The 21,291-nt window shown below is 69.6% G+C and carries 24 protein-coding genes; 7 read left to right on the top strand and 17 right to left on the bottom strand.

Annotated elements, in window-relative coordinates; genetic code table 11:
- Positions 1 to 83 precede the first annotated feature (83 nt).
- From J2744_RS12410 to rnz, 6 genes are all read right to left on the bottom strand, one after another.
- Positions 84 to 1,070 (bottom strand): alpha-ketoacid dehydrogenase subunit beta, encoded by a 987-nt coding sequence (locus J2744_RS12410; RefSeq protein WP_210113665.1) that lies wholly within the window; start codon positions 1,068 to 1,070, stop codon positions 84 to 86.
- Positions 1,071 to 2,174 carry a pyruvate dehydrogenase (acetyl-transferring) E1 component subunit alpha gene (gene pdhA, locus J2744_RS12405; RefSeq protein WP_210113664.1) on the bottom strand — a complete coding sequence of 368 codons (1,104 nt, stop codon included), beginning with the start codon at positions 2,172 to 2,174 and terminating at the stop codon, positions 1,071 to 1,073. It lies immediately after the preceding gene.
- A 312-nt stretch (positions 2,175 to 2,486) separates the two neighbouring features.
- Entirely contained in the window at positions 2,487 to 2,891 is a 405-nt protein-coding gene (locus J2744_RS12400) for a CopG family transcriptional regulator (RefSeq protein WP_210113663.1), read from the bottom strand.
- 120 nt (positions 2,892 to 3,011) lie between these two features.
- Positions 3,012 to 3,680, bottom strand: coding sequence for an RPA family protein (locus tag J2744_RS12395; RefSeq protein WP_210113662.1), 669 nt, complete (start codon positions 3,678 to 3,680; stop codon positions 3,012 to 3,014).
- Position 3,681: 1 nt separating this feature from the next.
- On the bottom strand, positions 3,682 to 4,608 hold the full coding sequence (locus J2744_RS12390; RefSeq protein WP_210113661.1) for a replication factor A: 927 nt from the start codon (positions 4,606 to 4,608) through the stop codon (positions 3,682 to 3,684).
- Positions 4,609 to 5,260: 652 nt separating this feature from the next.
- Positions 5,261 to 6,190, bottom strand: coding sequence for a ribonuclease Z (rnz, locus tag J2744_RS12385; protein WP_210113660.1), 930 nt, complete (start codon positions 6,188 to 6,190; stop codon positions 5,261 to 5,263).
- Positions 6,191 to 6,315: 125 nt separating this feature from the next.
- Here rnz and J2744_RS12380 point away from each other — a divergent pair, with 125 nt between their 5' ends.
- Both J2744_RS12380 and J2744_RS12375 read left to right on the top strand, forming a co-directional pair.
- Entirely contained in the window at positions 6,316 to 6,594 is a 279-nt protein-coding gene (locus tag J2744_RS12380) for a DUF7538 family protein (protein ID WP_210113659.1), read from the top strand.
- A gap of 220 nt (positions 6,595 to 6,814) precedes the next feature.
- Positions 6,815 to 8,764, top strand: a complete 1,950-nt coding sequence (locus J2744_RS12375) for an ABC transporter ATP-binding protein (RefSeq protein WP_210113658.1) — start codon at positions 6,815 to 6,817, stop codon at positions 8,762 to 8,764.
- Positions 8,765 to 8,836: 72 nt separating this feature from the next.
- Here J2744_RS12375 and J2744_RS12370 read toward each other — a convergent pair whose 3' ends face one another.
- Complete coding sequence (locus J2744_RS12370; protein ID WP_210113657.1) at positions 8,837 to 9,175, bottom strand: DUF5789 family protein; 339 nt, start codon at positions 9,173 to 9,175, stop codon at positions 8,837 to 8,839.
- A 67-nt stretch (positions 9,176 to 9,242) separates the two neighbouring features.
- Between J2744_RS12370 and J2744_RS12365 the strand changes: the two genes are divergently transcribed.
- Positions 9,243 to 10,001 carry a creatininase family protein gene (locus J2744_RS12365; RefSeq protein ID WP_210113656.1) on the top strand — a complete coding sequence of 253 codons (759 nt, stop codon included), beginning with the start codon at positions 9,243 to 9,245 and terminating at the stop codon, positions 9,999 to 10,001.
- Between the two features lie 16 nt (positions 10,002 to 10,017).
- On the opposite strand, the gene J2744_RS12360 is transcribed toward J2744_RS12365, so the two are convergent.
- The 3 genes from J2744_RS12360 to J2744_RS12350 form a co-directional block, all read right to left on the bottom strand.
- Entirely contained in the window at positions 10,018 to 10,422 is a 405-nt protein-coding gene (locus J2744_RS12360) for a DUF5790 family protein (RefSeq protein WP_210113655.1), read from the bottom strand.
- A 196-nt stretch (positions 10,423 to 10,618) separates the two neighbouring features.
- Positions 10,619 to 10,870, bottom strand: a complete 252-nt coding sequence (locus J2744_RS12355; RefSeq protein WP_210113654.1) for a hypothetical protein — start codon at positions 10,868 to 10,870, stop codon at positions 10,619 to 10,621.
- Positions 10,871 to 10,929: 59 nt separating this feature from the next.
- The gene (locus tag J2744_RS12350; protein ID WP_210113653.1) at positions 10,930 to 11,751 is read right to left on the bottom strand and encodes an aldo/keto reductase; all 822 of its coding nucleotides are present in this window, start codon (positions 11,749 to 11,751) and stop codon (positions 10,930 to 10,932) included.
- 216 nt (positions 11,752 to 11,967) lie between these two features.
- Between J2744_RS12350 and J2744_RS12345 the strand changes: the two genes are divergently transcribed.
- Both J2744_RS12345 and J2744_RS12340 read left to right on the top strand, forming a co-directional pair.
- A complete protein-coding gene (locus J2744_RS12345; protein WP_210113652.1) occupies positions 11,968 to 13,623 on the top strand; it encodes a methyl-accepting chemotaxis protein in 1,656 nt (551 codons plus the stop codon).
- On the top strand, positions 13,620 to 14,375 hold the full coding sequence (locus tag J2744_RS12340; RefSeq protein WP_210113651.1) for a bacteriorhodopsin: 756 nt from the start codon (positions 13,620 to 13,622) through the stop codon (positions 14,373 to 14,375). The genes J2744_RS12345 and J2744_RS12340 overlap by 4 nt, the downstream gene beginning before the upstream one ends.
- A gap of 25 nt (positions 14,376 to 14,400) precedes the next feature.
- Here the strand turns inward: J2744_RS12340 and ahbB are convergent, their stop codons facing one another.
- Together ahbB and J2744_RS12330 are read right to left on the bottom strand one after the other, a co-directional pair.
- Positions 14,401 to 15,528, bottom strand: a complete 1,128-nt coding sequence (ahbB, locus tag J2744_RS12335; RefSeq protein WP_210113650.1) for a siroheme decarboxylase subunit beta — start codon at positions 15,526 to 15,528, stop codon at positions 14,401 to 14,403.
- Positions 15,529 to 15,636: 108 nt separating this feature from the next.
- Complete coding sequence (locus J2744_RS12330; protein ID WP_210113649.1) at positions 15,637 to 15,795, bottom strand: DUF7317 family protein; 159 nt, start codon at positions 15,793 to 15,795, stop codon at positions 15,637 to 15,639.
- A 303-nt stretch (positions 15,796 to 16,098) separates the two neighbouring features.
- Here J2744_RS12330 and J2744_RS12325 point away from each other — a divergent pair, with 303 nt between their 5' ends.
- The gene (locus tag J2744_RS12325) at positions 16,099 to 17,211 is read left to right on the top strand and encodes an anthranilate phosphoribosyltransferase (protein ID WP_210113648.1); all 1,113 of its coding nucleotides are present in this window, start codon (positions 16,099 to 16,101) and stop codon (positions 17,209 to 17,211) included.
- Between the two features lie 27 nt (positions 17,212 to 17,238).
- Here J2744_RS12325 and J2744_RS15450 read toward each other — a convergent pair whose 3' ends face one another.
- The 5 genes from J2744_RS15450 to J2744_RS12305 all read right to left on the bottom strand — a co-directional run bounded on the left by J2744_RS15450 (position 17,239) and on the right by J2744_RS12305 (position 20,226).
- Complete coding sequence (locus J2744_RS15450; protein ID WP_280921421.1) at positions 17,239 to 17,361, bottom strand: hypothetical protein; 123 nt, start codon at positions 17,359 to 17,361, stop codon at positions 17,239 to 17,241.
- A gap of 230 nt (positions 17,362 to 17,591) precedes the next feature.
- On the bottom strand, positions 17,592 to 17,978 hold the full coding sequence (locus J2744_RS12320) for a helix-turn-helix domain-containing protein (RefSeq protein ID WP_210113647.1): 387 nt from the start codon (positions 17,976 to 17,978) through the stop codon (positions 17,592 to 17,594).
- Between the two features lie 301 nt (positions 17,979 to 18,279).
- On the bottom strand, positions 18,280 to 19,119 hold the full coding sequence (locus tag J2744_RS12315; RefSeq protein WP_210113646.1) for an NAD+ synthase: 840 nt from the start codon (positions 19,117 to 19,119) through the stop codon (positions 18,280 to 18,282).
- A gap of 109 nt (positions 19,120 to 19,228) precedes the next feature.
- Positions 19,229 to 19,849 (bottom strand): NUDIX hydrolase, encoded by a 621-nt coding sequence (locus tag J2744_RS12310; RefSeq protein WP_210113645.1) that lies wholly within the window; start codon positions 19,847 to 19,849, stop codon positions 19,229 to 19,231.
- Positions 19,846 to 20,226 (bottom strand): hypothetical protein, encoded by a 381-nt coding sequence (locus J2744_RS12305; protein WP_210113644.1) that lies wholly within the window; start codon positions 20,224 to 20,226, stop codon positions 19,846 to 19,848. The genes J2744_RS12310 and J2744_RS12305 overlap by 4 nt, the downstream gene beginning before the upstream one ends.
- Before the next feature lie 77 nt (positions 20,227 to 20,303).
- Between J2744_RS12305 and J2744_RS12300 the strand changes: the two genes are divergently transcribed.
- Entirely contained in the window at positions 20,304 to 21,260 is a 957-nt protein-coding gene (locus tag J2744_RS12300) for a DUF5787 family protein (RefSeq protein WP_210113643.1), read from the top strand.
- Positions 21,261 to 21,291: the final 31 nt, after the last annotated feature.

Below are 21,291 nucleotides of genomic sequence, written 5' to 3'. Positions count from 1 at the left end.
TCCCCTCCTCGGCGGTCACGCGTCGCCCCGCGACGGTCGTGTTAGCCTCCTCGACTGTCATGGGTGTATCTGCGGCGGTCATCTTAAAATTCGACCGCCTCCAGGATCCCCTCCTCGATGCGCGCCGCCGACGGGAGGTAGTAGTCCTCCAGCGCGTACAGCGGGTACGGCACGTCGAATCCGGCGACGCGGCCGATCGGCGCCTCCTGGTGTAACAGCGCCTCCTCCTGGAGGATCGCCGTTATCTCGCCGCCGAGTCCGCCCGTCTTGGGCGCCTCGTGGACGACGACCGCGCGGCCGGTCTTCTCGAACGCCTCGACTATCGCCTCGCGGTCGAGCGGCGATATCGTCCGGAGGTCGACCACCTCGCACTCGATCTCCTCCTCGCCGAGCGTCTCGGCGGCCTCCAGCGTGGGGCGCGTCATCGCGCCGTAGGTGAACACGGCGACGTCGTCGCCCTCGCGCCGGGTGGCCGCCTCGCCGATCGGCACGGTGTACGGCTCCTCGGGGACCGCCTCGCGGAACGCCCGGTAGATCAGCTTCGGTTCGAGGAAGATCACCGGGTCGGGGTCGCGGATCGACGCCGCGAGTAACCCCTTCGCCTCGTAGGGGGTCGAGGGGACGACCACCTTCAGCCCCGCCTCGTGGGCGTAGAACGCCTCCTTCGACTCGGAGTGGTGCTCCGGCGCTCGAATTCCACCGCCGTAGGGAGCTCGCAGCGTCATCGGGAGCGTGAACCGGCCGCGGCTGCGGGCCCGGAACCGCGACATGTGCGAGACGATCTGGTCGAATCCGGGGTACATGAACCCGGAGAACTGGATCTCCGGGACCGGTCGCATCCCCATCGCGGCCATCCCGACCGCGGTGCCGACGATGCCGGACTCGGCGAGCGGGGTGTCGATCACTCGGTCGCCGCCGAACTCGTCGAACAGCCCCTCCGTCGCGCGGAAGACGCCGCCGTTCTTCCCGACGTCTTGCCCCATCACGACCACGTCGTCGTCCTCGCGCAGTTCGGTGTGTAACCCGTCTCGTACCGCCTGTACCAGCGTGAGGTTCTGTGTGTCGGTCATTTACTCCTCCAGGAACGCCGCGTCGCCGCGGTCGTCGCGCAGCGCGGCGAGCGCCTCGTACTGTCGCTGCAGTTCGGGCGGCATCTCCGCGTAGGCGTGCTCGAACAGCTCCCGCACGTCGGGACGCGCCATCGACTCCGCCTCGTCGATGGCGTCCGCGACCCGCGCTTCGACCGACGACTCGATCTCCGCGACGCGCTCGTCGTCGAGGACGCCCTCGTCCCGGAGGTACGACTCCAGCCGGTCGATCGGGTCCTTCGCCTTCCAGCGCTCGACCTCCTCGTCGTCGCGGTAGACGGTGGGGTCGTCGGCGGTCGTGTGCGCGCCGAAGCGGTACTGGACCGCCTCGATGAGCGTCGGCCGCGGCCGGTCGGCGTCGGGGTCGCGCGCCTTCTCCAAGGCGGCCGTCGTGACGCCGTAGACGGCGAGCGGGTCCATCCCGTCGACCTGAACGCCGTCGATGCCGTACGCCTCCGCCTTCTGCGCCAGCGTCGCGCTCCGGGTCTGCCGCTCGCGGGGCACGGAGATCGCCCACTGGTTGTTGTTACAGAAGAAGATGGTCGGCGTGTCGAACACGCCGGCGAAGTTGACCCCCTCGTGGAAGTCGCCCTCGCTCGTCGCGCCGTCGCCGAAGTAGCAGATGAACGCGTCGTTCTCCCCGCGGAGCTTCGAGGCCCACGCGGCGCCCGTGGCGTGGGGCACCTGCGACGCGATGGGGACGGCGACGGGGAACACGTTGACGTCGTCCGGCGCGTGGTTGCCGTCCTCGTGGCCCATCCAGTAGAGCAGCGTCTGTTTCAGCGGCAGCCCGTGGACCAGCGCGGCGCCGTGTTCGCGGTACGACGGGACCATCCAGTCGTCCGCGTCGAGCGCGTACGCCGACCCGATCTGGGCGCCCTCCTGGCCGGACAGCGGGGGATACGTCCCCATCCGGCCCTGCCGCTGGAGGCTCACCGCGCGGCCGTCGAAGTGACGCGCCAGCCGCATGTGCCTGTACATCTCGACGAGCGAGTCGTCGTCGAGGTCGGGGACGTCGCCGACGACCTCGCCGTCCTCGTCGAGGACGCGAACCGTATCGTCGTACGCCCTGTCGAACACGGTCACGGTCGAACCCACCTTCGCATGTGCGATCCGTCCACCGCCCGGGTAATATCGTTTTCGTAAATAATTTAGTATACGCAGAAATAGCGGCCTCGCGCTGAGAAACCGTCCATCAGACGGGGAGAGAACCGGACGTTTCTGAACAAACTACGAGCAATTCGGCAATATTTTCGTCAAGATGGGCGTTTCGCGGGTCAGTAACGGACGAACAGGAAGGTTTCGGCGCGAGGGAGCGCGAACCGCGACGCGGCGGCTCGGCGGTCGAGGGCGACGCCGCAAAACGAGTGACGCGGGCGAGTTCGCGGAGCCTGAGCGTCAACCGAGCCGGAAGGAGGGTTCGTCCGGTTCGCCGTCGAGGTCCTCCAGGTGGATCACCTCGTCGTCGCCGTCGTCCAGCTGCTCGCGGAGGTAGTTGACGTACCGCTTGTGCTCTTCGAGCTGCTCGCGGAGGTGTTCGGTCTCGAGCTCCAGGCGCTCGTGTTCGCGGACGAAGCTCTTCGGGACCTCGATCTTCGGGGGGAACGACTCCCCGCCCTCGCCGGTGCTCTCCAGTTCCGCCTCCGGGATGACCCGGACCTGGCCGTCGTGGGCAACGAGCGTGTCCACGTAGTCCCGGAAGACCGCCGACAGCGAGATGTCCCGCTCCTCGGCGATGTCGCGGAGGGCCTCGAACGCGCCCTCGTTGACGCGGAACGAGATCGTCTTGTTCTTGTTGCCCATTACCGGACCGTTCGTTCCGCGTCTCACTTAAGCGTTTGTCAGACGGTGCCAAGAACGAAGCCCGCGTTCGACGACCGGGTCGCGCCGACTACCGCAGATCTCCCCGGCGCGCCGGCCGCCTCACGGCTCCGGCGTGCCGGCCGGATCCGTCTCGTCTACGGTGGCGTCGTCGCCCGCGGCGTCGTCGTCCGCGGACTCGTCGCCCGCGAGTTCGTCGCCGGTCTCGTCGAGGTCCTCGAGCGCCGACAGCGCGGCGGCCTTGTACGTCTCGGGGTCGTAGTCGTACTCCTCGCGGGCCATCCGCGCGTACTCGTTGCCCTCGTCGTCGAACGCGGCGACGCGCTCGACGGTGCGGCGGGCGGTCTCCGCGACCCAGCGGTCGCGGGTGGCGGCGTCGACCTCGGTGATCGACTCGGGGCGGACGGAGACCCGGACCGTGCCGTCGTCGGTCTCGTAGGTCCGGGGCTTCCCCACGACTGCGACGTAGGCGGGCGGCTCCAAGTCCCGGAGTTTGGAAGCGGCCTCGGGCTGATACTGGCCGGCGTACACGAAGAACGTGCCCGTCGGGTCGACGATGCGGCCGCGCCAGTACTCGCTGTCGTCGCCGACGTCCTCCTTCTCCGTGAGCGTGCCGACGAAGAACACGCGGTTCGAGGACTCGCCCGTCGGCAGCAGCGCGTAGACGGGGGCGCGCTCGTCGTCGGACTCGGTGAACGTGAAGCCGGCGTCGTTGAACTCGGTGGCGAACACGCGCCGGGCGACCTCTCGGGTGGGTGCGGATTGGCTCATTTCAAATCGACCTCGCTTCGATCAGCGCGCTTTCAACGTCGACCGTACCGGGATCTTCCATCTCGTCGACCAGGACGTACCGGCCGAAGGTGGGACCGGTGACGCGGTAGTAGCGGCCGAGCACGTCCTCGCCCATCTCCTCGGCGACGACGGTGGTGTCGAGCGCGTCCATCGCCATGTCCTTGGCCTCCTCGAGGGTCATGCCGGTGAGGTCCTCGGTGGCCTCGCGGTCGAAGATGACCTCGGTGACGGTCTCGCCGTCGTCGAGGACGCCCTTGATCCGGAGGTCGAACTCGCCTTCGACCTGGCCGTGCTCGGAGCAGCGCCCGTTCTGGAGGACGCGCGTACAGTCCTCCTCGGGGCAGCGCTTGATCAGCCCGGAGCCGGACTGGATGTCGACGAGGGCGCCCTCGACGGTGTCGGCGTTGTCGCCGACCTCGATCTCCTCGTCGATCTCGGTGATACCGGTCGTCCGGTTGAGCTTCACCGAGTAGCTGCCCTCGTACTCGTCGGTGACGACGTTGGAGAGCTCGTACGCCTGCCCCTCCGTCAGCTCGGGGAGGTCCGAGGTCTCGAAGGCGACGAACTTGATCGTGCCCGACTCGTCGCCGAGGAGGCCGACCTGCGAGACCGAGTCGCTGCGCGGCTCCCAGAGGTCGACCAGCTTCACGCGCAGGTCGACCCACTGCTCGTCTGCGTCGATGTCGTTGACGAGGACCTCCTCGCTGCCGCCGCGGCCGAGCTCGTCGCGCTCCATCCCGGCGTCTTCGAGGTAGCTGTTGGTGACGCTCCGGCTGGCCTCGTCGAGGGGGACGCGGTACTCGTCGACGAGCGTCTCCAGCCGCTCCTCGACGTCGTCGGGATCGACGTCGGTGTGGTCCGAGAACTGTTCCGCTATCGCTTCCGCTTCCTGTCGCAGTTCGCTCATGGGGTGTCTCCGCCTCCGGTCTTGTTTCGGTGGGAGGCGTACGGGGGTTGGGTCCAGATGGTATTAAAACGTACGTGACCGCGGTGAAAGTGGAACGAAACGCCTGTTTGAGGGCCGCTGCGCGGTGTTCTTCCAATCCGTGGAGATCGGCCGACGGGACTACCTCGCTCGCGTCAGACGCCCGTCAGCCGTGCGCGGGCTTCGTTTCGAGTGGAACTATCACACGGGTCGGAGTCACACAGATGACGGTCCGACGGAGGTGACGAAGCAGAGCGGTGGCGCGTGCCTCCGAGTGGCCGCCTTTGGCGGCCGCGAGGAGCACGCGCGAGGGAGTCGGTGGTTCGGAGCGAAGCGGAGAACCACCGACGAGGCTGGGGAGGTGTGAGGTGCTGTGCGGTACGGAGGTGGGACTCGAAGGGGCAGCCGCGAGGCGGGCGTAGGGGAAGCAAGGACCGCAAGGAGCGAGCGAAGCGAGCGACTGAGGACCGCAGCGAGCGTGCGCCCGCCTCGTGGCTGGGGCTTCGGTGGCGTTCGTGCCGATCGGCTATTTATAAAAGCGCTCGTCATACAGCCGAGCGACCGGGGCTTCGGCGGTCCCCATGCCGGTCACGAAGTCATCCGAGTGGAACCGGCCGGTCGAACCGTCAACGTCTCAGTCGGCGTCGGGGAACGGCACCTCGATCAGGTCGCCGTCGTCGGGCAGGATACACTCGCCGTCGAACTCCTCGCGGGCGTCCCGGCGGATCGGTCGCGCGTCGGCCGCGTAGCGCGAGGAGATGTGAACCAAGGCGAGCCGCTTCGCGTTCGCGCGGGCCGCGATCGATCCCGCCTCGCGGCCGGTGGAGTGCGCCGTGTCGCGGGCGCGGTCGGCCATGTCGTCGGCGAAGGTGGCGTCGTGGATCAGCAGGTCGGCGCCTTCGGCCGCCTCTACCGTGGTTTCTCGCGGGCGCGTGTCCGCGGTGTAGGCCAGCTTGCGACCCGGGCGCGGCGGGCCGACGACCTGCTCGGGTTCGACGACCGTGCCGTCCTCGGTCTCGACCGACTCGCCCTCGTGGAGACGGCCGAACTTCGGCCCGACGGGGACCCCCAGCTCCTCCGCCTTCGGGCGGTCGAACCGGCCGGGGCGGTCGTCTTCCTCCAGGACGTAGCCCTGAGACTTCGTCCGGTGTTCCGTCTCGAACGCGCGCACGACGTACTCGTCGGCCTCGTAGGCGACCTCTCCGGGCGCGACGGGGTCGATCCGGACGGGAAACGCCGGGTCGTGGCCGACAGCGTGGACGAGGTCGCGGAGGTGGTCGCCGGTCCTCGGGGGACAGTGGACCGTCAGCGGGTCGGTGCGGTCGTTGAAGCCGAGCGTCTGGACGAGACCGGGGATCCCGAGGACGTGGTCGCCGTGGAGGTGCGAGACGAACACGCGGTCGACGGCGAACCCGGTGCCGCTGCGCATCATCTCGCGCTGGGTGCCCTCGCCGCAGTCGAAGAGGAAGCGGTCGCCCTCGCGGTTGACGAAGACGGCGCTCGCCGCGCGCTCGACGGTCGGGACGGCGCCGCCCGTCCCGAGGAAGGTGACGCGAAGGGACATGGCGACTCGTCGGGGCGGCGGTTGTAAACCGGTGTCGATGCGGCCGGGACGAACCGCGCGGCGTCCCCGGCTTCCGCGCCGTCCGCGGCCGACACCCACATGTGTCCGGCCGCCCGAAGGCGAGCATGCGAGAACCGATCGCCGCCTTGGTCCGACAGGAGGGGTGGCGCGCGGAGGGGGCGGCCGCCCGCGTCCACTACGAGGGGGGCAGCGACCGGTTCGCGGTGGAGTTCTACGCCGAGACGGCCCGCGTCCTCTACTGGTCGGTCCCGACCGACGAGGACGAGGGCGGAACGGCCGCGCCGGTCCCGCGCGACGGCGTCCCGGATCCGCTCCGGCGTCGCGTCCGGGAGGACCTCGACGAGGCCGGGATCGACCCCGCGGTCGAGCGGCGCGATCTCTGAGTTCGTCGCGCGGGCGACGGGTTTCGAGACCCGGTGCGCTCGTCGAATCCGCGGCCGACGTGCGCGCCGGTCGGAAAGTCGGTCGAACGGGGTCGACCGCCGTTTCGCAGGAACGCGACGGACAAAATCCTCCGAACGCCCGCCTGTTACCGGCGTTTTCTGCCGACGTATTTCGGTTCGAAGGAAACCTATTTGCCCGCCTACCCGATACGACTGGGTGATGAGTGGCGTCGACTGGGAAGAAGACGATCCCTTCGAGGAGCAGCGGGACAAGATCGAGAATCCGATGAAGCGGCTGTTCGTCGAGTACGGCCGCGACTACGCCCCGCAGGTGACGGTTGGGGTCCTCGCCAGCGTCTTCGCCCGCCTGCTGGACCTGCTCCCGCCCCTGATGCTCGGGATCGCCCTCGACGCGATCTTCCGCAGCGACGGCGAAGCCCAGTTCTCCGAACAGATCCCGCTCGTGGTCCTCCCCGACGCGTGGCTCCCGACGGCTCAGGTCGACCAGTTCTGGTTCACCATCGCGGTGCTGGCCGGAGCGTTCCTCTTCGGCGCCGGGTTCCACTGGGTCCGGAACTGGGGGTTCAACGCGTTCGCGCAGAACATCCAACACGACGTCCGGACCGACACGTACGACCAGATGCAGCGGCTCAACATGGACTTCTTCTCGGACAAACAGACAGGGGAGATGATGTCGATCCTGTCGAACGACGTGAACCGGCTGGAGCGGTTCCTCAACGACGGGATGAACTCCGTGTTCCGCCTCTCCGTGATGGTGGTCGGGATCAGCGTCCTCCTCTTCTGGATCAACTGGCAGCTCGCCTTGGTCGCGCTGTTGCCCGTCCCCGTCATCGCCGGATTTACCTACCTGTTCATCAAGATCATCCAGCCGAAGTACGCCGAGGTGCGGTCGACGGTCGGGAAGATGAACTCCCGGCTGGAGAACAACCTCGGCGGCATTCAGGTGATCAAGGCCGCCAACACCGAGTCCTACGAGTCCGAGCGCGTCGACGACGTCTCGTTCGACTACTTCGACGCCAACTGGGACGCCATCGAGACGCGGATCAAGTTCTTCCCCGCGCTCCGCGTGCTCGCCGGCATCGGCTTCGTCCTCACGTTCATCGTCGGCGGGCTCTGGGTGTTTCAGGGACCGCCCGGCCCGTTCACCGGCGAGCTCTCCGAGGGGATGTTCGTCGTGTTCATTCTCTACACCCAGCGGTTCATCTGGCCGATGGCGCAGTTCGGGCAGATCATCAACATGTACCAGCGCGCCCGCGCCTCGTCGGCCCGCATCTTCGGGCTGATGGATGAGCCCTCGAAGCTGGCGGAGGACCGCGACGCCGAGGAGCTCGCCGTCGACGAGGGCGAGGTGGTGTACGACGACGTGAGCTTCGGCTACGACGACGAGACCATCGTCGAGGACGTCGACTTCGAGGTCGAGGGCGGCGAGACGCTCGCCCTCGTCGGTCCCACCGGGGCCGGCAAGTCGACCGTGCTCAAGCTCCTCCTCCGGATGTACGACGTCGACGACGGGGAGATCCGGATCGACGGCCAGAACGTCAGCGACGTGACGCTGCGGTCGCTGCGCCGCTCGATCGGCTACGTCGGGCAGTCGTCGTACCTGTTCTACGGCACCGTCCGCGAGAACATCACCTACGGCACGTTCGACGCGACCGACGAGGAGGTCCGCGAGGCCGCGGAGGCCGCCGAGGCCCACGACTTCATCGAGAACCTCCCCGACGGCTACGACACGATGGTCGGCGAGCGCGGCGTGAAGCTCTCCGGCGGCCAGCGCCAGCGGATCACCATCGCGCGCGCGGTCCTGACCGACCCGGACATCCTCATCCTCGACGAGGCGACCTCCGACGTCGACACGGAGACGGAGATGCTGATCCAGCGCTCGCTCGACCGGCTCACGACCGACCGCACCACGTTCGCGATCGCCCACCGGCTCTCGACTATCAAGGACGCGGACACCATCCTCGTGTTGGAGGGCGGGAAGATCGCCGAGCGGGGCACCCACGACGAACTGCTCGACAACGACGGGCTGTACGCGCACCTGTGGGGCGTTCAGGCGGGCGAGATCGACGAGTTGCCACAGGAATTCATCGACCGCGCGCAGGAGCGCACCGCGCGGATCGTCGAGGACGCCGAAAGCGACGACGACTGAGCGGGACCGCGCGAGCAGGCGGGGCGACGCGCCGCTCGGAGCAAGCCGAAACCGCGGGAGCCGACGGCCGAGTCACTGCGGGAGTTCGGACCACTCGTCCGCGGGCGCCTCCGGGGACGCGTCGCCGTGGCCGAGCGCGTCGAGGACCGCCTCGCGGACCTCAGACGGCTCCCGGAACTGCGTCTCCTCGCGGCCTTCGAGCAATCTGTCGAGCCGCGCCGTCGCTGTCGGGGTCTCCACGGCCGCGGCGCCGTACTGCTCTATCAGCTCCGCCGCCGTCACCGGGTAGCGGTGTTCGCGGAGCGCCCGCTTCAGCGGGCCGAACGTCACGGCGGGAGCCGGATCGTGCGTCTCCGGATCGCGTTCCGCGTTGTCACCGCTCATGCGGTCGCGATCGGCGGGAAGCGGCATAATACCTCGGGAGCGTTCGCTCGCCGGTGACCGTCGCCTATACCACGCCGCGCGTCGAGGTGTCGGTATGCGCCTCAGCGAGGTCGCCTGGACCGACGTCCGCGACGCCGACGTCGACGTCGCGTTCGTTCCGGTCGGCAGCACGGAACAGCACGGGCCGCACGCCCCGCTCGGCACCGACACGCTCAACGCCGTCGCCGTCGCCGAGAGCGGCGCCGACGCGTACGAGGGGTCGGGTGGCGAGTCGGGAGCGGACCGCGGCGAGGTCGCGGTCGCGCCGCCGATCCCGGTCGGCGTCGCGGAGGAGCACCGCGCGTTCGACGGGACGATGTGGGTCTCGCCGGAGACGTTCCGCGCGTACGTCCGCGAGTCCGCCGAGTCGCTCGTCTCGCACGGGGTCGACCGCGTCGTGTTCGTCAACGGCCACGGAGGGAACGTCGAGGCGCTCGCGGAGGTCGCCCGTCGGTTCTCGCGCGACCCGGATCACGGGGGGTACGGCGTCGCGTTCACGTGGTTCGACGCGGTCGGCGACCACGCGAGCGACATGGGCCACGCCGGGCCGCTGGAGACCGCGCTGCTGCGCGCGACGAACCCGGACCTGGTGCGGGAAGAGCGAGTCGACGAGGCGGGCGCGGGCGCCGCCGACCGGTGGGGAGAGTGGGTCGCCGGCGTGAACCTCGCGCACGACTCGGACGAGTTCACCGACAACGGCGTCGTCGGCGACCCGCGGGAGGGCGACGCGGAGCGCGGCGAGATCCTGCTCGACCGCGCGAGCGACGCGCTCGCGGAACTGGCGGCGGCGGTCGCCGAGCGGGGCGGGAAGTGAGAGCGTGGCGCGGTCACTACTCCTCGTCGTCGTCCGCCGCGTCCTGGAGCGCCCCGCGGATCGCGGGGACGGTGCCGGTGAGGGAGGCCACCTCGTCGGCGGCGCCCTCGATGTCGCCGACGAGCGATTCCAGCTCCTCGATTTCGTCTTTCAGGTCCTCGGCGTCCTCGAAGGCGTCGGCCCGCTCGCCGAGGACGTACGCCTTCTTCGCCGAGCGCACGCTGTCGACCGCGTCGCCGGCGTCGAGCGCGGACTTCAGCCCGTTGAGCGCGCCGAGCACGTTGTCCGCGTCCGTCTCCCACACCGCGTCCGGGTCGGGGAGCTGATCGCGCGCCGCCGCGAGGTGCTCTTCGACCTCGGCGCGGGTCTCCTCGGCCGCCTCGCCGAACAGGTCGTCGTCGTCGAACGTGGACTGGCTCATGGCAGGAGTGTCGTGCCCGCACCTTTTAAAAACGCGCCCGAAAGCGGAAGTGAAACCGGCGGTGAGGGCGGGTCCGTCGCCGGATCGAGTGGATATCGCGTTCAGTTTCGGTTCGCCGGGAGGGCCGGAAAGCGGATCGGGACCGGAAAGCGGATCGGGACCGGAAAGCGGGCCGGAGATCCGAGCCGCCGGCGACTCAGATCCGGACGAGCAGCTCCGCCGCGATAAGCGTCACGAGGAGACCGAGAACGACGGCGAGGAGGGCGAGCGTCCGGAGCTGTTCGAACACCGCGTCGGCGTCCGGCGTCGCCGCGAGGAGGGACGGGCGGTCGCGGGAACGGGACTTCGTGTCGGAATCGAGGCCCGTATCGGAGGCGGTGCCGGGGTCGGCGGTGGGGGCGGCGTCGGAGGCTGGACCGGCGTCGGTCTGGGGGTTCGGGTCCGGCACGATCGATAGTTCGAGCGGGAGGACCGTTAAAATCGACTATGAGGGGACAGTACCGGTATTTAGCGCTCCGGAGATCGGGACCCGTTCCACGGCGCCTCCTCGAAGTCGACGAGCCGCTCGCCGCGGTCGAGCGCGTCGATCCGGGCGATCTGGTCGTCCGTCAGGTCGATCCCGCGGGCGGCCCAGTTCTCCTCGACGTGGCGGAAGTCGGCCGCCTTCGGGATCGGCGCGACGCGCTCCTTCGAGAGCAGCCACGCGAGGCTCACCTGCGCCGGCGTCGCGTCGTGAGCCGCGGCGATCTCTCGGAGTGCGTCGACGTCGGCGACGCGGTTGCGCGCGATCGGCGAGTAGGCCACGAGCCAGTGGTCGTGCTCGACCGCGTACTCGCGGAGCCGTTCCTGTTGAAGCAAGGGGTGACACTCCACCTGGTGGGCGAACACGTCGTTCGCGAGGCGGTCGATCGCCTCGTCGAGCTGGTCGGGCCGGAAGTTGGAGAGACCGATCCGGTCTACCACGCCGTCGTCGACGAGGTCGTCGAGCGCGGGCAGCGTCTCGTCCGGGTCGTAGCTGTCGATCGGCCAGTGGACGTACAGCAGGTCGAGCGAGTCGACGCCGAGCCGGTCGCGGCTGGCCCGGGCGGTCTCGACGGCGTCGTCGTACGAGAGGTTGTCCGTCGAGAGCTTCGTCGCGACGAACAGGTCGTCGCGGTCGACCTCGCCCCGGTCGATCCCGTCGCCGACGGAGGCCTCGTTGTCGTACCCCTGCGCGGTGTCGACGTGGCGGTAGCCGGTCTCGATCGCGTGTGCGACCCCCGAGGCGCACTCCTCACCGTCGGTCAGCTCGTACGTCCCGTACCCGAGTCGGTCGAAGGCGTCTGCCATGGCCTCTCCTTCCGGCGGCCGCGGGAAAAACCCGGACGTTCCGGCGGTCGGCTCGGACGTTCCGACGGTCTCGGGGACCGACCCGACGGCCAGACGCGGAGTCGGCTCGGGACGCGTCGCGGAGATCGGGATTCGGCTGCGTGTCGGTTGAGTTATCGATCGTGAGATCTGGCGAGAAGTTATTATACCGGTCGGGATGCTCTGAACGGACACATCATGGACAAGGGACCGATCGCCAGGGTTCGGTCCAGCTACGGCACACGGCTCGCGCTGTCGCTGGTCGCGGTTATGGGGGTTTCGGTGGCGTACGGGGCGGTAGTGTACCTCAGAGCGACGGAGCTCGGCGGGGCCGGAGCGGAGGTCCGTTCCGGGCTCGTCGGCATGTCGCTTCTGACGGTGATCGGACTCGCGCTCATCGGGGTCACCGTCGGCTCGAACACGGTGATCGCGCTCCGTCAGCTCACCGGGAAGGCCGAGCGGATGGCCGAGGGCGACCTCACGGTCGAGCTTGAGTCCGGCCGGCCCGACGAAATCGGCCGCCTGTTCGGCGCGTTCGACGAGATGCGCGGCTCGCTGCGCTCGGAGATCGACGACGCGGAGCAGGCCCGCGAGGAGGCCGAGCGGGCCCGACGGGAGGCGGACGCGCGCGCCGAGACGGTCGAGCGGAAGGCGACGGAGTACGAGGCCGCCATGCGCGCGCTCGCCGACGGCGACCTGACGCAGCGGGTCGACCCGGAGGGCGACAACGAGGCGATGGCGCGGGTCGGCGCCGCGTTCAACGAGATGGCCGCGGAGCTGGAGGGGACCGTCGCCTCGGTCGCGACCGTCGCGGAGGACACCGCCGACGTCGCCGGTACCGTCGACGACCGGACCGACAGCCTGCGGGCGACGACAGGAACCGTGAGCGAGGCGGTCTCGGAGATCGCCGAGGGGGCGCGGACGCAGCGCGACGACCTCCAAGCCGCGACGGACGAGGCGGAGAACCTCGCCTCCTCCGCCGAGGAGGTCGCCTCGACCGTCACGGACGTCGCGGAGACGGCCGAACACGCGGCCGAGGTGGGCGAGGAGGGCCGCGAGGCGGCCGAGGAGGCGCTCGCCGAGATGGACGCGGTCGAGGAGACGACCGCGGAGACGACCGCCGAGGTCGAAGCGCTCGCCGCGGAGGTCGAGGAGATCGGCGAGGTGGTCGACACCATCTCGGAGATCGCCGAGCAGACGAACCTGCTGGCGCTGAACGCGTCGATCGAGGCGGCCCGCTCCGGCGCGGACGGCGCCGGCTTCGCGGTCGTCGCGGAGGAGGTGAAGTCGCTCGCGGAGGAGACCCAGGAGTCCGCGGGCGAGATCGAAGCCCGGATCCACGCGGTCCAGGAGCGCGCCGAGACCGGCGCCGAGGCGATGGCCCGCACCGAAGAGCGGATCTCCGCCGGGGTCGACACCGTCGAGACGTCGATCGACGCGCTCGAACGGCTCGCGGAGGCCTCCGAGCGGACGGACACGAGCATGACCGAGATCACCAACGCGACCGAGACGCAGGCGGACTCCGTCGACGCGGTCGTCGGCCACGTCGAGGACGTCTCCGCGATCAGCGCACAGACCGCGAGCGCGGCCGGCGACGTGACCGGCGCGGTCGACGAGCAGGAACAGACTCTCGGCGCGGTCGAGAACGCAGCCGGGTCGCTGTCCGAGCGGGCGCGCGCGCTCAGGCGCGCCGTCGACGGCTTCTCGTTCGACGCCGACGAGAGCGAGATTTCGGGGGCAGTCGACGCCGACGCCGGGACGGGGGGCGAGACCGTCGCCTCCGACGGCGGCGAGTTCGAGTTCGTCAGCGGCGCGCCGAACGACGGCGACGCCGAGGGAGGTGATTCGAGATGATCGTCGACACGGCCGTCTGGGCGTGGCTCGGAGTCCTCGCGATGGGCGCGGGAACCGTCCCGCCGCTGTGGCGCTGGGTCGCGGGGTCGGACGAGGGCGACTCTCACGCGCTCCACTACGCCACGCTCGCCGGGGTTACCGGCGTCGCGGCGCTGGCGTACCTGGCGATGGCGCTCGGGTTCGGCGTCGTGTCGACCCCCGGCGGCGACCTCGAAGCCGCGCGGTACCTCGACTGGCTCGTGACGACGCCGCTTCTCATCCTGTTCCTCGGCCTCCTCGCGCGGCCGCCGCGCCGGGTGCTCGTCGGGCTGATCGGGGTCGACGTAGTGATCATCGCGGGCGGCGTCGTCGCCTCCACGACGACCGGGACGACATCGTGGGTCGCGTTCGGCGTCGCCGGCGCCGCCTACGCCGCGCTGGTGTACGGCCTGCTCGTCACGCTCCCGCGGTCGGCGTCGGCGGAGGCGGACCGGGTCACGGCCGTCTTCGGCACGCTCCGGAACATCACGGTGGTCCTGTGGACGCTGTACCCCGTGGTGTGGCTGCTCGCGCCGACTGGCTTCGGAATCCTGACGCCCGCGACGGAGATGCTCGTGTTCGTCTACCTCGACGTCGTCTCCAAGGTGGGGTTCGTCGCGGTCGCCGTCGCGGGCGCGGACGCGCTCGACCGCCTCGGAGTCGGCGATGCGAGCGACCTGGCGGCGGCGTTGGAGTCGCCGGACGCGGCCGCCGCGGAGCCGAGCGACGACTGAGCGGAAACCGCGGCCGTTTTTTCGGTTACTCCGGCCCCGAACCGGGCGAATCGGCGACGAGATCCTCGTAGCGCGCGCCGGTCTGTTTCAGCGTCTCCGTCGAGTAGAGCCGCTCGTGTGAGAAGGGGAGGTGGTCGGCCGCCAGCTCGTCGATCTTCGCGTCGACGGCCTCGGCCTCGCGGCCGTGGATCATCGTGAACAGGTTGTACTCCCACTCCTGTTCGGGGCGGCGCGGCCGGTGGTAACAGAGGGTGACGTACGGGAGGCTCCCGACCGCCTCGCCGCGCTCGTCGAGCTCCTCGTCGGGCACGTCCCAGACCACCATACAGTTGTTCGTGAACCCGGTGACGACGTGGTTGACGACACAGCCGATGCGCTTGATACAGCCGTCCGCGAGCAGTCGCTCGACCGCCGCGAGCACGTCGTCGACCGGGGCGTCGATCTCGCTCGCCACGTCGGCGTAGGGGGTCGCGGACAGCGGGAAGCCGCCTTGGATCGTGAGGAGGAGGTCGGCCTCCAACGGGGAGAGATCGCCGCGGGCGTTCTCGGAGATGCGGGTGGCGGAGACGTCGGTCTCGGACGCCCGCGGGTCGCTTCGCTCCCCGCTCGCGGAGTCCGAGGCGCTTCGCGCCTCGCCGGACTCCCGGGCGAACCGATCGCCGTTGACGACGGGGAACTCCAGGTCGATGTAGTAGTCCGTGAGCATCGGGAGCGCCAGCACCTCGCAGCCGGTGCGTTCCTCGATATCGGCGAGGATCTCGTCCCGTCGCTCTCGGGAGCTGGCGGTGACGACGAACCACTGGTTCCACTCGTGGTCGCGGCGGTAGTTGTGGTTCACCTGCCGGTAGCCGTTGATGACCTCCGCGACCTCGTCGAACCGGTCCTCGGGGGCACGCACCGCCGCGAGCGTCGAGGAGCCGATGACCGGCGGGTTGAGCACGGCGCCGAACCGCCGGAACACGCCGCGGTCGCGGAGGTCGCGGACGCGGTCGAGAACGTCGGCGGCGTCGACGTCGACGCCCGTCTCGGCCGCTATCTCGCGGGCGACCCGCTCGAACGGGCGCGACTCGACGGGGAAGCCGCTCTGGTACTCGTCGATGAGGGCCGCGTCGACCGCGTCGAGGTCGGCCCGCCAGTCGGCGTCCAGACTCATTACGTCGAGTTGGAGTCGCGCCTACGTACGGGTTTCGGAGACGGTTCGAGGGTCACAGGGGATCCGGACCGACCGGTCGTCAGCGGGGTGCGGTGGACGCCGAACGCGTCAGTCGGCGGCGGGATCCTCGCCCGGCGTGGGCGCGAACGCCCGAGCGCTCTCCTCGAGCTGCGTCGTCGAGCAGCCGCCGACGGTCGCGGCCTGTTCGAGCGTCAGCGTGCGGGAGCGATACAGCGTGAGCGCGGTCGCGACGGATTTGGACGTCATCGGGAACAACTTCTCAGTAGATGGACGAACATATAACTCTAACGCCTTTTGAGGTGTATTACAGAATATGAAAAGCGTATAAGCACATGTATTTAGATATTTTTAGCCAAAGAAGAGACGTTCGTCCAGTTAACTTATGTGAACGTGTGTCACGGAGTCGGCGCGAGCCGGCGGCTCGACGGTGTTCGTCGCTCGCGCGCGTCGCTTCGGCCTCGTGTCGGCGGCGCTGGAGGAGGTCGGAGGCGTTCCCGTCGCGCGGGAGTCGAGCGGGGGACTTTTCGTCGGAGAACCCGAACGGAGCGTATGGCTCAGGCGACCCAGGAGTTCGGCGAGTGGCCCCTCAAGCGGCTGATGACCGAGGTCTGCGGCTCCGGCCACAAGTCGGCCGACGACCTGACGCGCGCGCAGGCGACCGAGGCGTTCGAGCGCATCCTCGCGGGCGAGCCGGACCCGACGACGCTCGGGGCGTTCTGGCTCGCGAACCGCTGGAAGCGGAACACGCCCGAGGAGCTGGGCGCGTACGTCGACGTGATGTGCGATCGCGTCGAGTACGCCGAACCCGACGCCGACCCCGTCGACTGCGGCGCCAACTACGACGGGAAGGGGCGGACCGCGATCCTCGGCGTGGCCGCGGGAGCGGTCGCGGCCGCCGCGGGCACGCCGGTCGTCGTCCACTCGGGCGACCGGGTTCCCACGCAGAAGCAGGACGCGTACAAGCACGTCCTCGACGAACTGGGCGTCCACACGGAGCTGACCCCGTCGGACTCCGCCGACATGGTCGACGAGACCGGCTTCGGCTTCTACTACCAGCCCGCGTTCAACCCCGCCATCGACGACCTGTTCGAGCGCCGCGACATGATGGGCGTCCGGTCGTTCGTCAACACCGTCGAGACGCTGGCGAACCCCGCGGGCGCCTCGACGCACCTCGGCTCCTTCTACCACCTCGCGTTCGCGAAGAAGGTGGTCGACACGTTCGTCGAGAGCGAGTTCCACGACCTCGACCGCGTCCTGATGTTCCAGGGCATGGAGGGGTACGACGACGTGCGTCCCGGCTACACGAAGGTCGCCGAGTGGGACGCAGCGGGAGACGGCGACGCGGACGGAGCCGACGGCGGCGCCGGCAGCGAGGGTGCCTCCTTCGACGACTTCGAGATCGAGACCGCCGACTACGGGATGGACCTCGAAGAGGAGGACCTCGCGGTCGACGACGTGGCGGGCGAGTCGGCCGCGATCACCGAGGACGTGCTGGCCGGCGAGCGCGACGGCGCCTTCGCGGACGCTGTCGCGGTCAACGCCGCGCTCCGGATCTACGCGGGCGAGGGCGCGGAGTCGATCGAAGAGGGCCTCGACGCGGCCCGCGAAGTGATCGACGACGGCTCGGCGTACGAGGTGCTGGAAGCGCTTCGGGAGTTCTGAGAGCGACGATACCCTCGATCTCTGCTTTTAACTGCCGCCTTCTACCGACGGATCGAGGTAGGCGATCAGGGCGGTTGTAACGCGCTCCGTGAACTCGTCCGTGACCGTTCCCTGAGTTCCGACAACGTGGATCCCGTCTTTCAGCGTCACTACTGACCACGGCAGGACGTGACTCTGCGTACTCGGTTCTCCCCGAATCCACGCCTCGCTCGGTACCGCAAAACTATCGGAGTGGTGTGATTGCGTGGTGAACGCGATCGCGATCGACTCCTCGTTTCGCTACGGCAGGCGCTCGGCCGACACGACCAGCCACGGCCTGGGGTTCCCGTCGCCCGATGTGAACGGGTCAGGAGCCCACCGACATCGCCTCGCGACGCCATCTACGCGTCCTCGTCGTCGCGCTCCTCGATGGGGTCGACGGCGGTCTCCATCCACGTCTCGACCTCCTCGTCGGAGAAACCGCCGTCTCTCGCGTCGGCCGCGGCGGCGCCGAGGCGGGCCGCCGACGCGGTCGCGTGTTCTGCGTCGGCGATTTTCCAGTACCGACCGCGGTGGGTGACGAGCCCGTGCCGTTCGAGGCGCTTGAGGGTGGGTCCGACGCTTCCCTTCGGGACGTCGACGCCGTCGACGACCTCGCGCTGACGGAACGCCTGATCGGCGTTTTCGAGCAGGAACCGGTGTATCTTCCCCTGCGTCGTGTCCGGTCCGAGGTCCACGGTCCCCTCCTGCTCGTCTATCGTTTGGAAGTCGTCCTTCGAGATCGGCATCGTGTGTATCAAGTTGTATCTAATCGTATTAAATCGCATCGGCCAGCCGTGATCGAACCGGCCGACGGGGGAAGAGTGGTTGACTCCCTCGCAAATCCCAGCCGCTCATTTATAAATAACTGCCGACGGACCGACGGAGAACATCTTCAAAGCCCCAGCCTTTGAGTCCCGCCCCGCACAGCAACCGCACCTCACGCCTCCCCAGCCTCGTCGCTCACGCCCTGCGGGCGTTCGCGACTCCCTCGCGCGTGCGACTCGCGCCCTCCAGGCGCTCGTCGGCACGCGCCACCGCATCAGTTCTTTATAAGTCGCGTTCGGGCGCCGGCGGCATCGCTCGCTTGTGGGCGCTGCGCTCGTAGAGGTCGACCACGCGGTCGACGGCCGCCTGGGGGACATCGAGTTCGCGGACGGTCGCCGCCCGTGAGAGGCCGCCGTCGACGTGGACCGCGAGGATCGCGTCGACGGTGTCGTAGTCGAGTCCCATCTCCGCGGCGTCGGTCTGTCCCTCCCACATGCCCGCGGTCGGCTCCTGCATCACGAGGTCGCGGGGGACGCCGACGTGCGCGGCCAGCTGTCGCACCTGCTGTTTGTAAAGGTTCCCGATCGGGTTGCAGTCGACCGCCTGGTCGCCGTACTTCGTGAAGTAGCCCGTCATCGCCTCCGCGCGGTTCCCGGTCCCGAGGACGACGCGGTCCTCCGCGTTGGCGACGAAGTAGTTCAGCACGGCGCGGGTGCGGACGTAGACGTTGCCCGCGGCGGTGCGGTCGTCTGCCGCCTCGGGGAACGCATCGAAGAACGCCTCCGCGATCGGCTGTATCTCGACCACGTCGTACTCGATGCCGAGGTCGTGGGCGACGCGCTCCGCGTCGCTCATCACGTCCGCGTCGTTCACCGACGAGGGCATCGTGATCCCGTGGAGACCCTCCTCCCCGAGCGCCTCGACCGCGAGGTGCGCGGTGAGCGTCGAGTCGATACCGCCCGAGAGACCGAGGACCGCACCCTCGGCGCCCGCGTCGTCGACCACGTCGCGGACGAACGAGACGATGCGCTCGCGGGTCGCCTCCAGCTCCGCCTCCGAGAGGCGGAGGTCGAGCGGCGGGTCGTCCGACAGCAACACCGACTGCTCCGAGGTCTGACTCATGGTGGGACACAGGGACCGAGGCGACTAATACCTCCCCGTCGTCGCGGGGAACTGGACGTACGTCGGGTTCTTCGGCGGGCTGAGAGGGGTTCGCGGGCGACCGCCGGTTCTACAGCAGCCCCTCGCGCTCGGCGAGGAGCAGGCCCTCCAGCGTCGCGTCGTTCGTCGGCGGCGAGCGCGCGACTTCCAGGGCCTCGTCGACCGGGACCGCCCGCGGCGCGAGGAACTCGTTGCTGTCGTGGTCGACGTCGACCGGCTCCAGCCCCTCCGCGAACACGTAGCCGCGCTCGTGGCGCAACACGCCGGTCGAACACCACACCTCCTGGAGCAGCGACGTCGAAGACGGCTCGAAGCCGGTCTCCTCGGCGAGTTCGCGCGCCCCCGCCTCGGTGTAGGACTCGCCGGATTCGACGATTCCCGCCGGCAGCTCCAGCTGGGTGTTCCGCACGGTCGGACGGTACTGCTCGACGAACAGCACCTGCCCGTCGGCGACCGCGACGATCACCGTCGCGGGCGACAGCTCGGCCCAGTAGTACTTCTTCTCGGTCCCGTCGGGCTGCTCGACGCGGTCGTAGCCGCCGACGAACCAGCCCTCGTCGTACTCGACGACGACGTCTCTCACCGGCCACTCCGGCTCGCCGGGCAGCGAGTGGTTGCGGCCGTCGGAGAACGCGGGGAGGTCGCGGAGGTCGGCGGCTGGTTCGTCGGGATCCGATTTTTTATCGGTCACGGGCGAACCACCTCCGCGTGGTACGTCTCGCCGTTACGACGCACCCTGACGCCGGTCTCCGTCGAGGCGTTCGGCACCTGCTGGGTGAGCGCGTCGACCTCGTCGAACGGCGTGTGCGTGAACCACTCCTTCATCCCGTACGGGCCGGTCTGGTACCCCTCGGAGCGCCCGTCGCTCTCTATCGCGCCGATGAGGTACGGGTACCGCCGGTCGGAGACGTTGTTCACGTCGGCGGCGGTGCCGTTCGTCTCGATCGGTTCGACCGTGAGGTAGTAGGGGTCGCCGCTCCCGAGGTAGCTCGGGAGCGCGCCGAGCGCGAGCAGCGCGACGACGACCAGGGCGATGGCGACGAGGAGATTCCGGGTGACCCGGCGCATGGTCGCGGTAGGGGGCGGCGGGGAATACCGGTTTCGACCGCCGACGCGCTTTAGCCCGCTGCGTCCCTTGCTCCCGCATGGAGTACCGGTTCGAGCTGGCGCTTTGCGCCGCGCTCGAATCCCCGAACCGCGTCGTCGCCCGCCAGCTCGGCGCGGGCGTCGAGACCCCCGGGGCGCGCATCGTCGACGTCTGTCTGCTCTCGCCCGGTCCCGGCTTCGACGACCGCGCCGCGATCAGCGCCGAGCGCATCCCAGACCCCGCCATCGAGACCGCCGTCGGCCCGGGCGAGGCCGTGCCCGTCGCGGACGCGTTCGACCTGACGCCGGAGCGGGCCGCCGCGGTCGTCGAGCGCGCGGTCGAGGTCGGCTACCTCGAACGCGAGCGGCGGAACGGGCGGGAGGCCGTGCGCGCGACCGCGCGCTACCCGGACGACTGGGTCGGCGACCTCGTCGCCGTCGAGAACAAGCCCGACCTCGGGACGCCGGGCGACCTGGAGGCGCAGCTGCGGTACGACGCCGCGCTCGGCCTCTTCGACCGCGTCGTCCTCGCGACCGCCTCCTACGTCACCCGCGCGCACCTCAACCGGATCCCGGAGGCGGTCGGCGTCTGGCGGTTCGACCCCGAGACGGGCGAGCGCGAGGTGGTCCGCGAGCCGACGCCGCTCGACCCGGACGCGCCCGGGGTCGAGATCAGGGCGGAGCGCCCCTCTCGCACGGACGTCGCGCTCGTCGACTCGGAGTCGAAGGCGCGAAAGCGGCGCCGGATCGCCGAGCGCGCGTACGGGAAGGGGTGGCGCCCGGAGCCGCCGGCGTGCGCGCACGGGGAGGCGACCGCCGACGGGCGGCCCCGCTGCGCGCAGTTCGACCGCGTGGTCGATCCCGGCCGCGAGTGCGGGAGCGGCTGTCCCGCCTTCGACCCGGCCGACCCCCCGGATGCGGACCGAGAGCGCCTCCGGGACGAGCGGACCGCGTGGGTCGCGGCGCCCGAGGGAGGCGGGCCGCGCCGACAGTCCGGGCTCTCACGGTATCTGTGAGAACGCTTATACGGCGAGGACGGGTGTTTTC

This window comes from Halorubrum trapanicum (assembly GCF_017873555.1).
GTDB classification, from domain to species: Archaea; Halobacteriota; Halobacteria; order Halobacteriales; family Haloferacaceae; genus Halorubrum; species Halorubrum trapanicum.
This window is presented reverse-complemented; position numbering and strand designations above follow the sequence as displayed.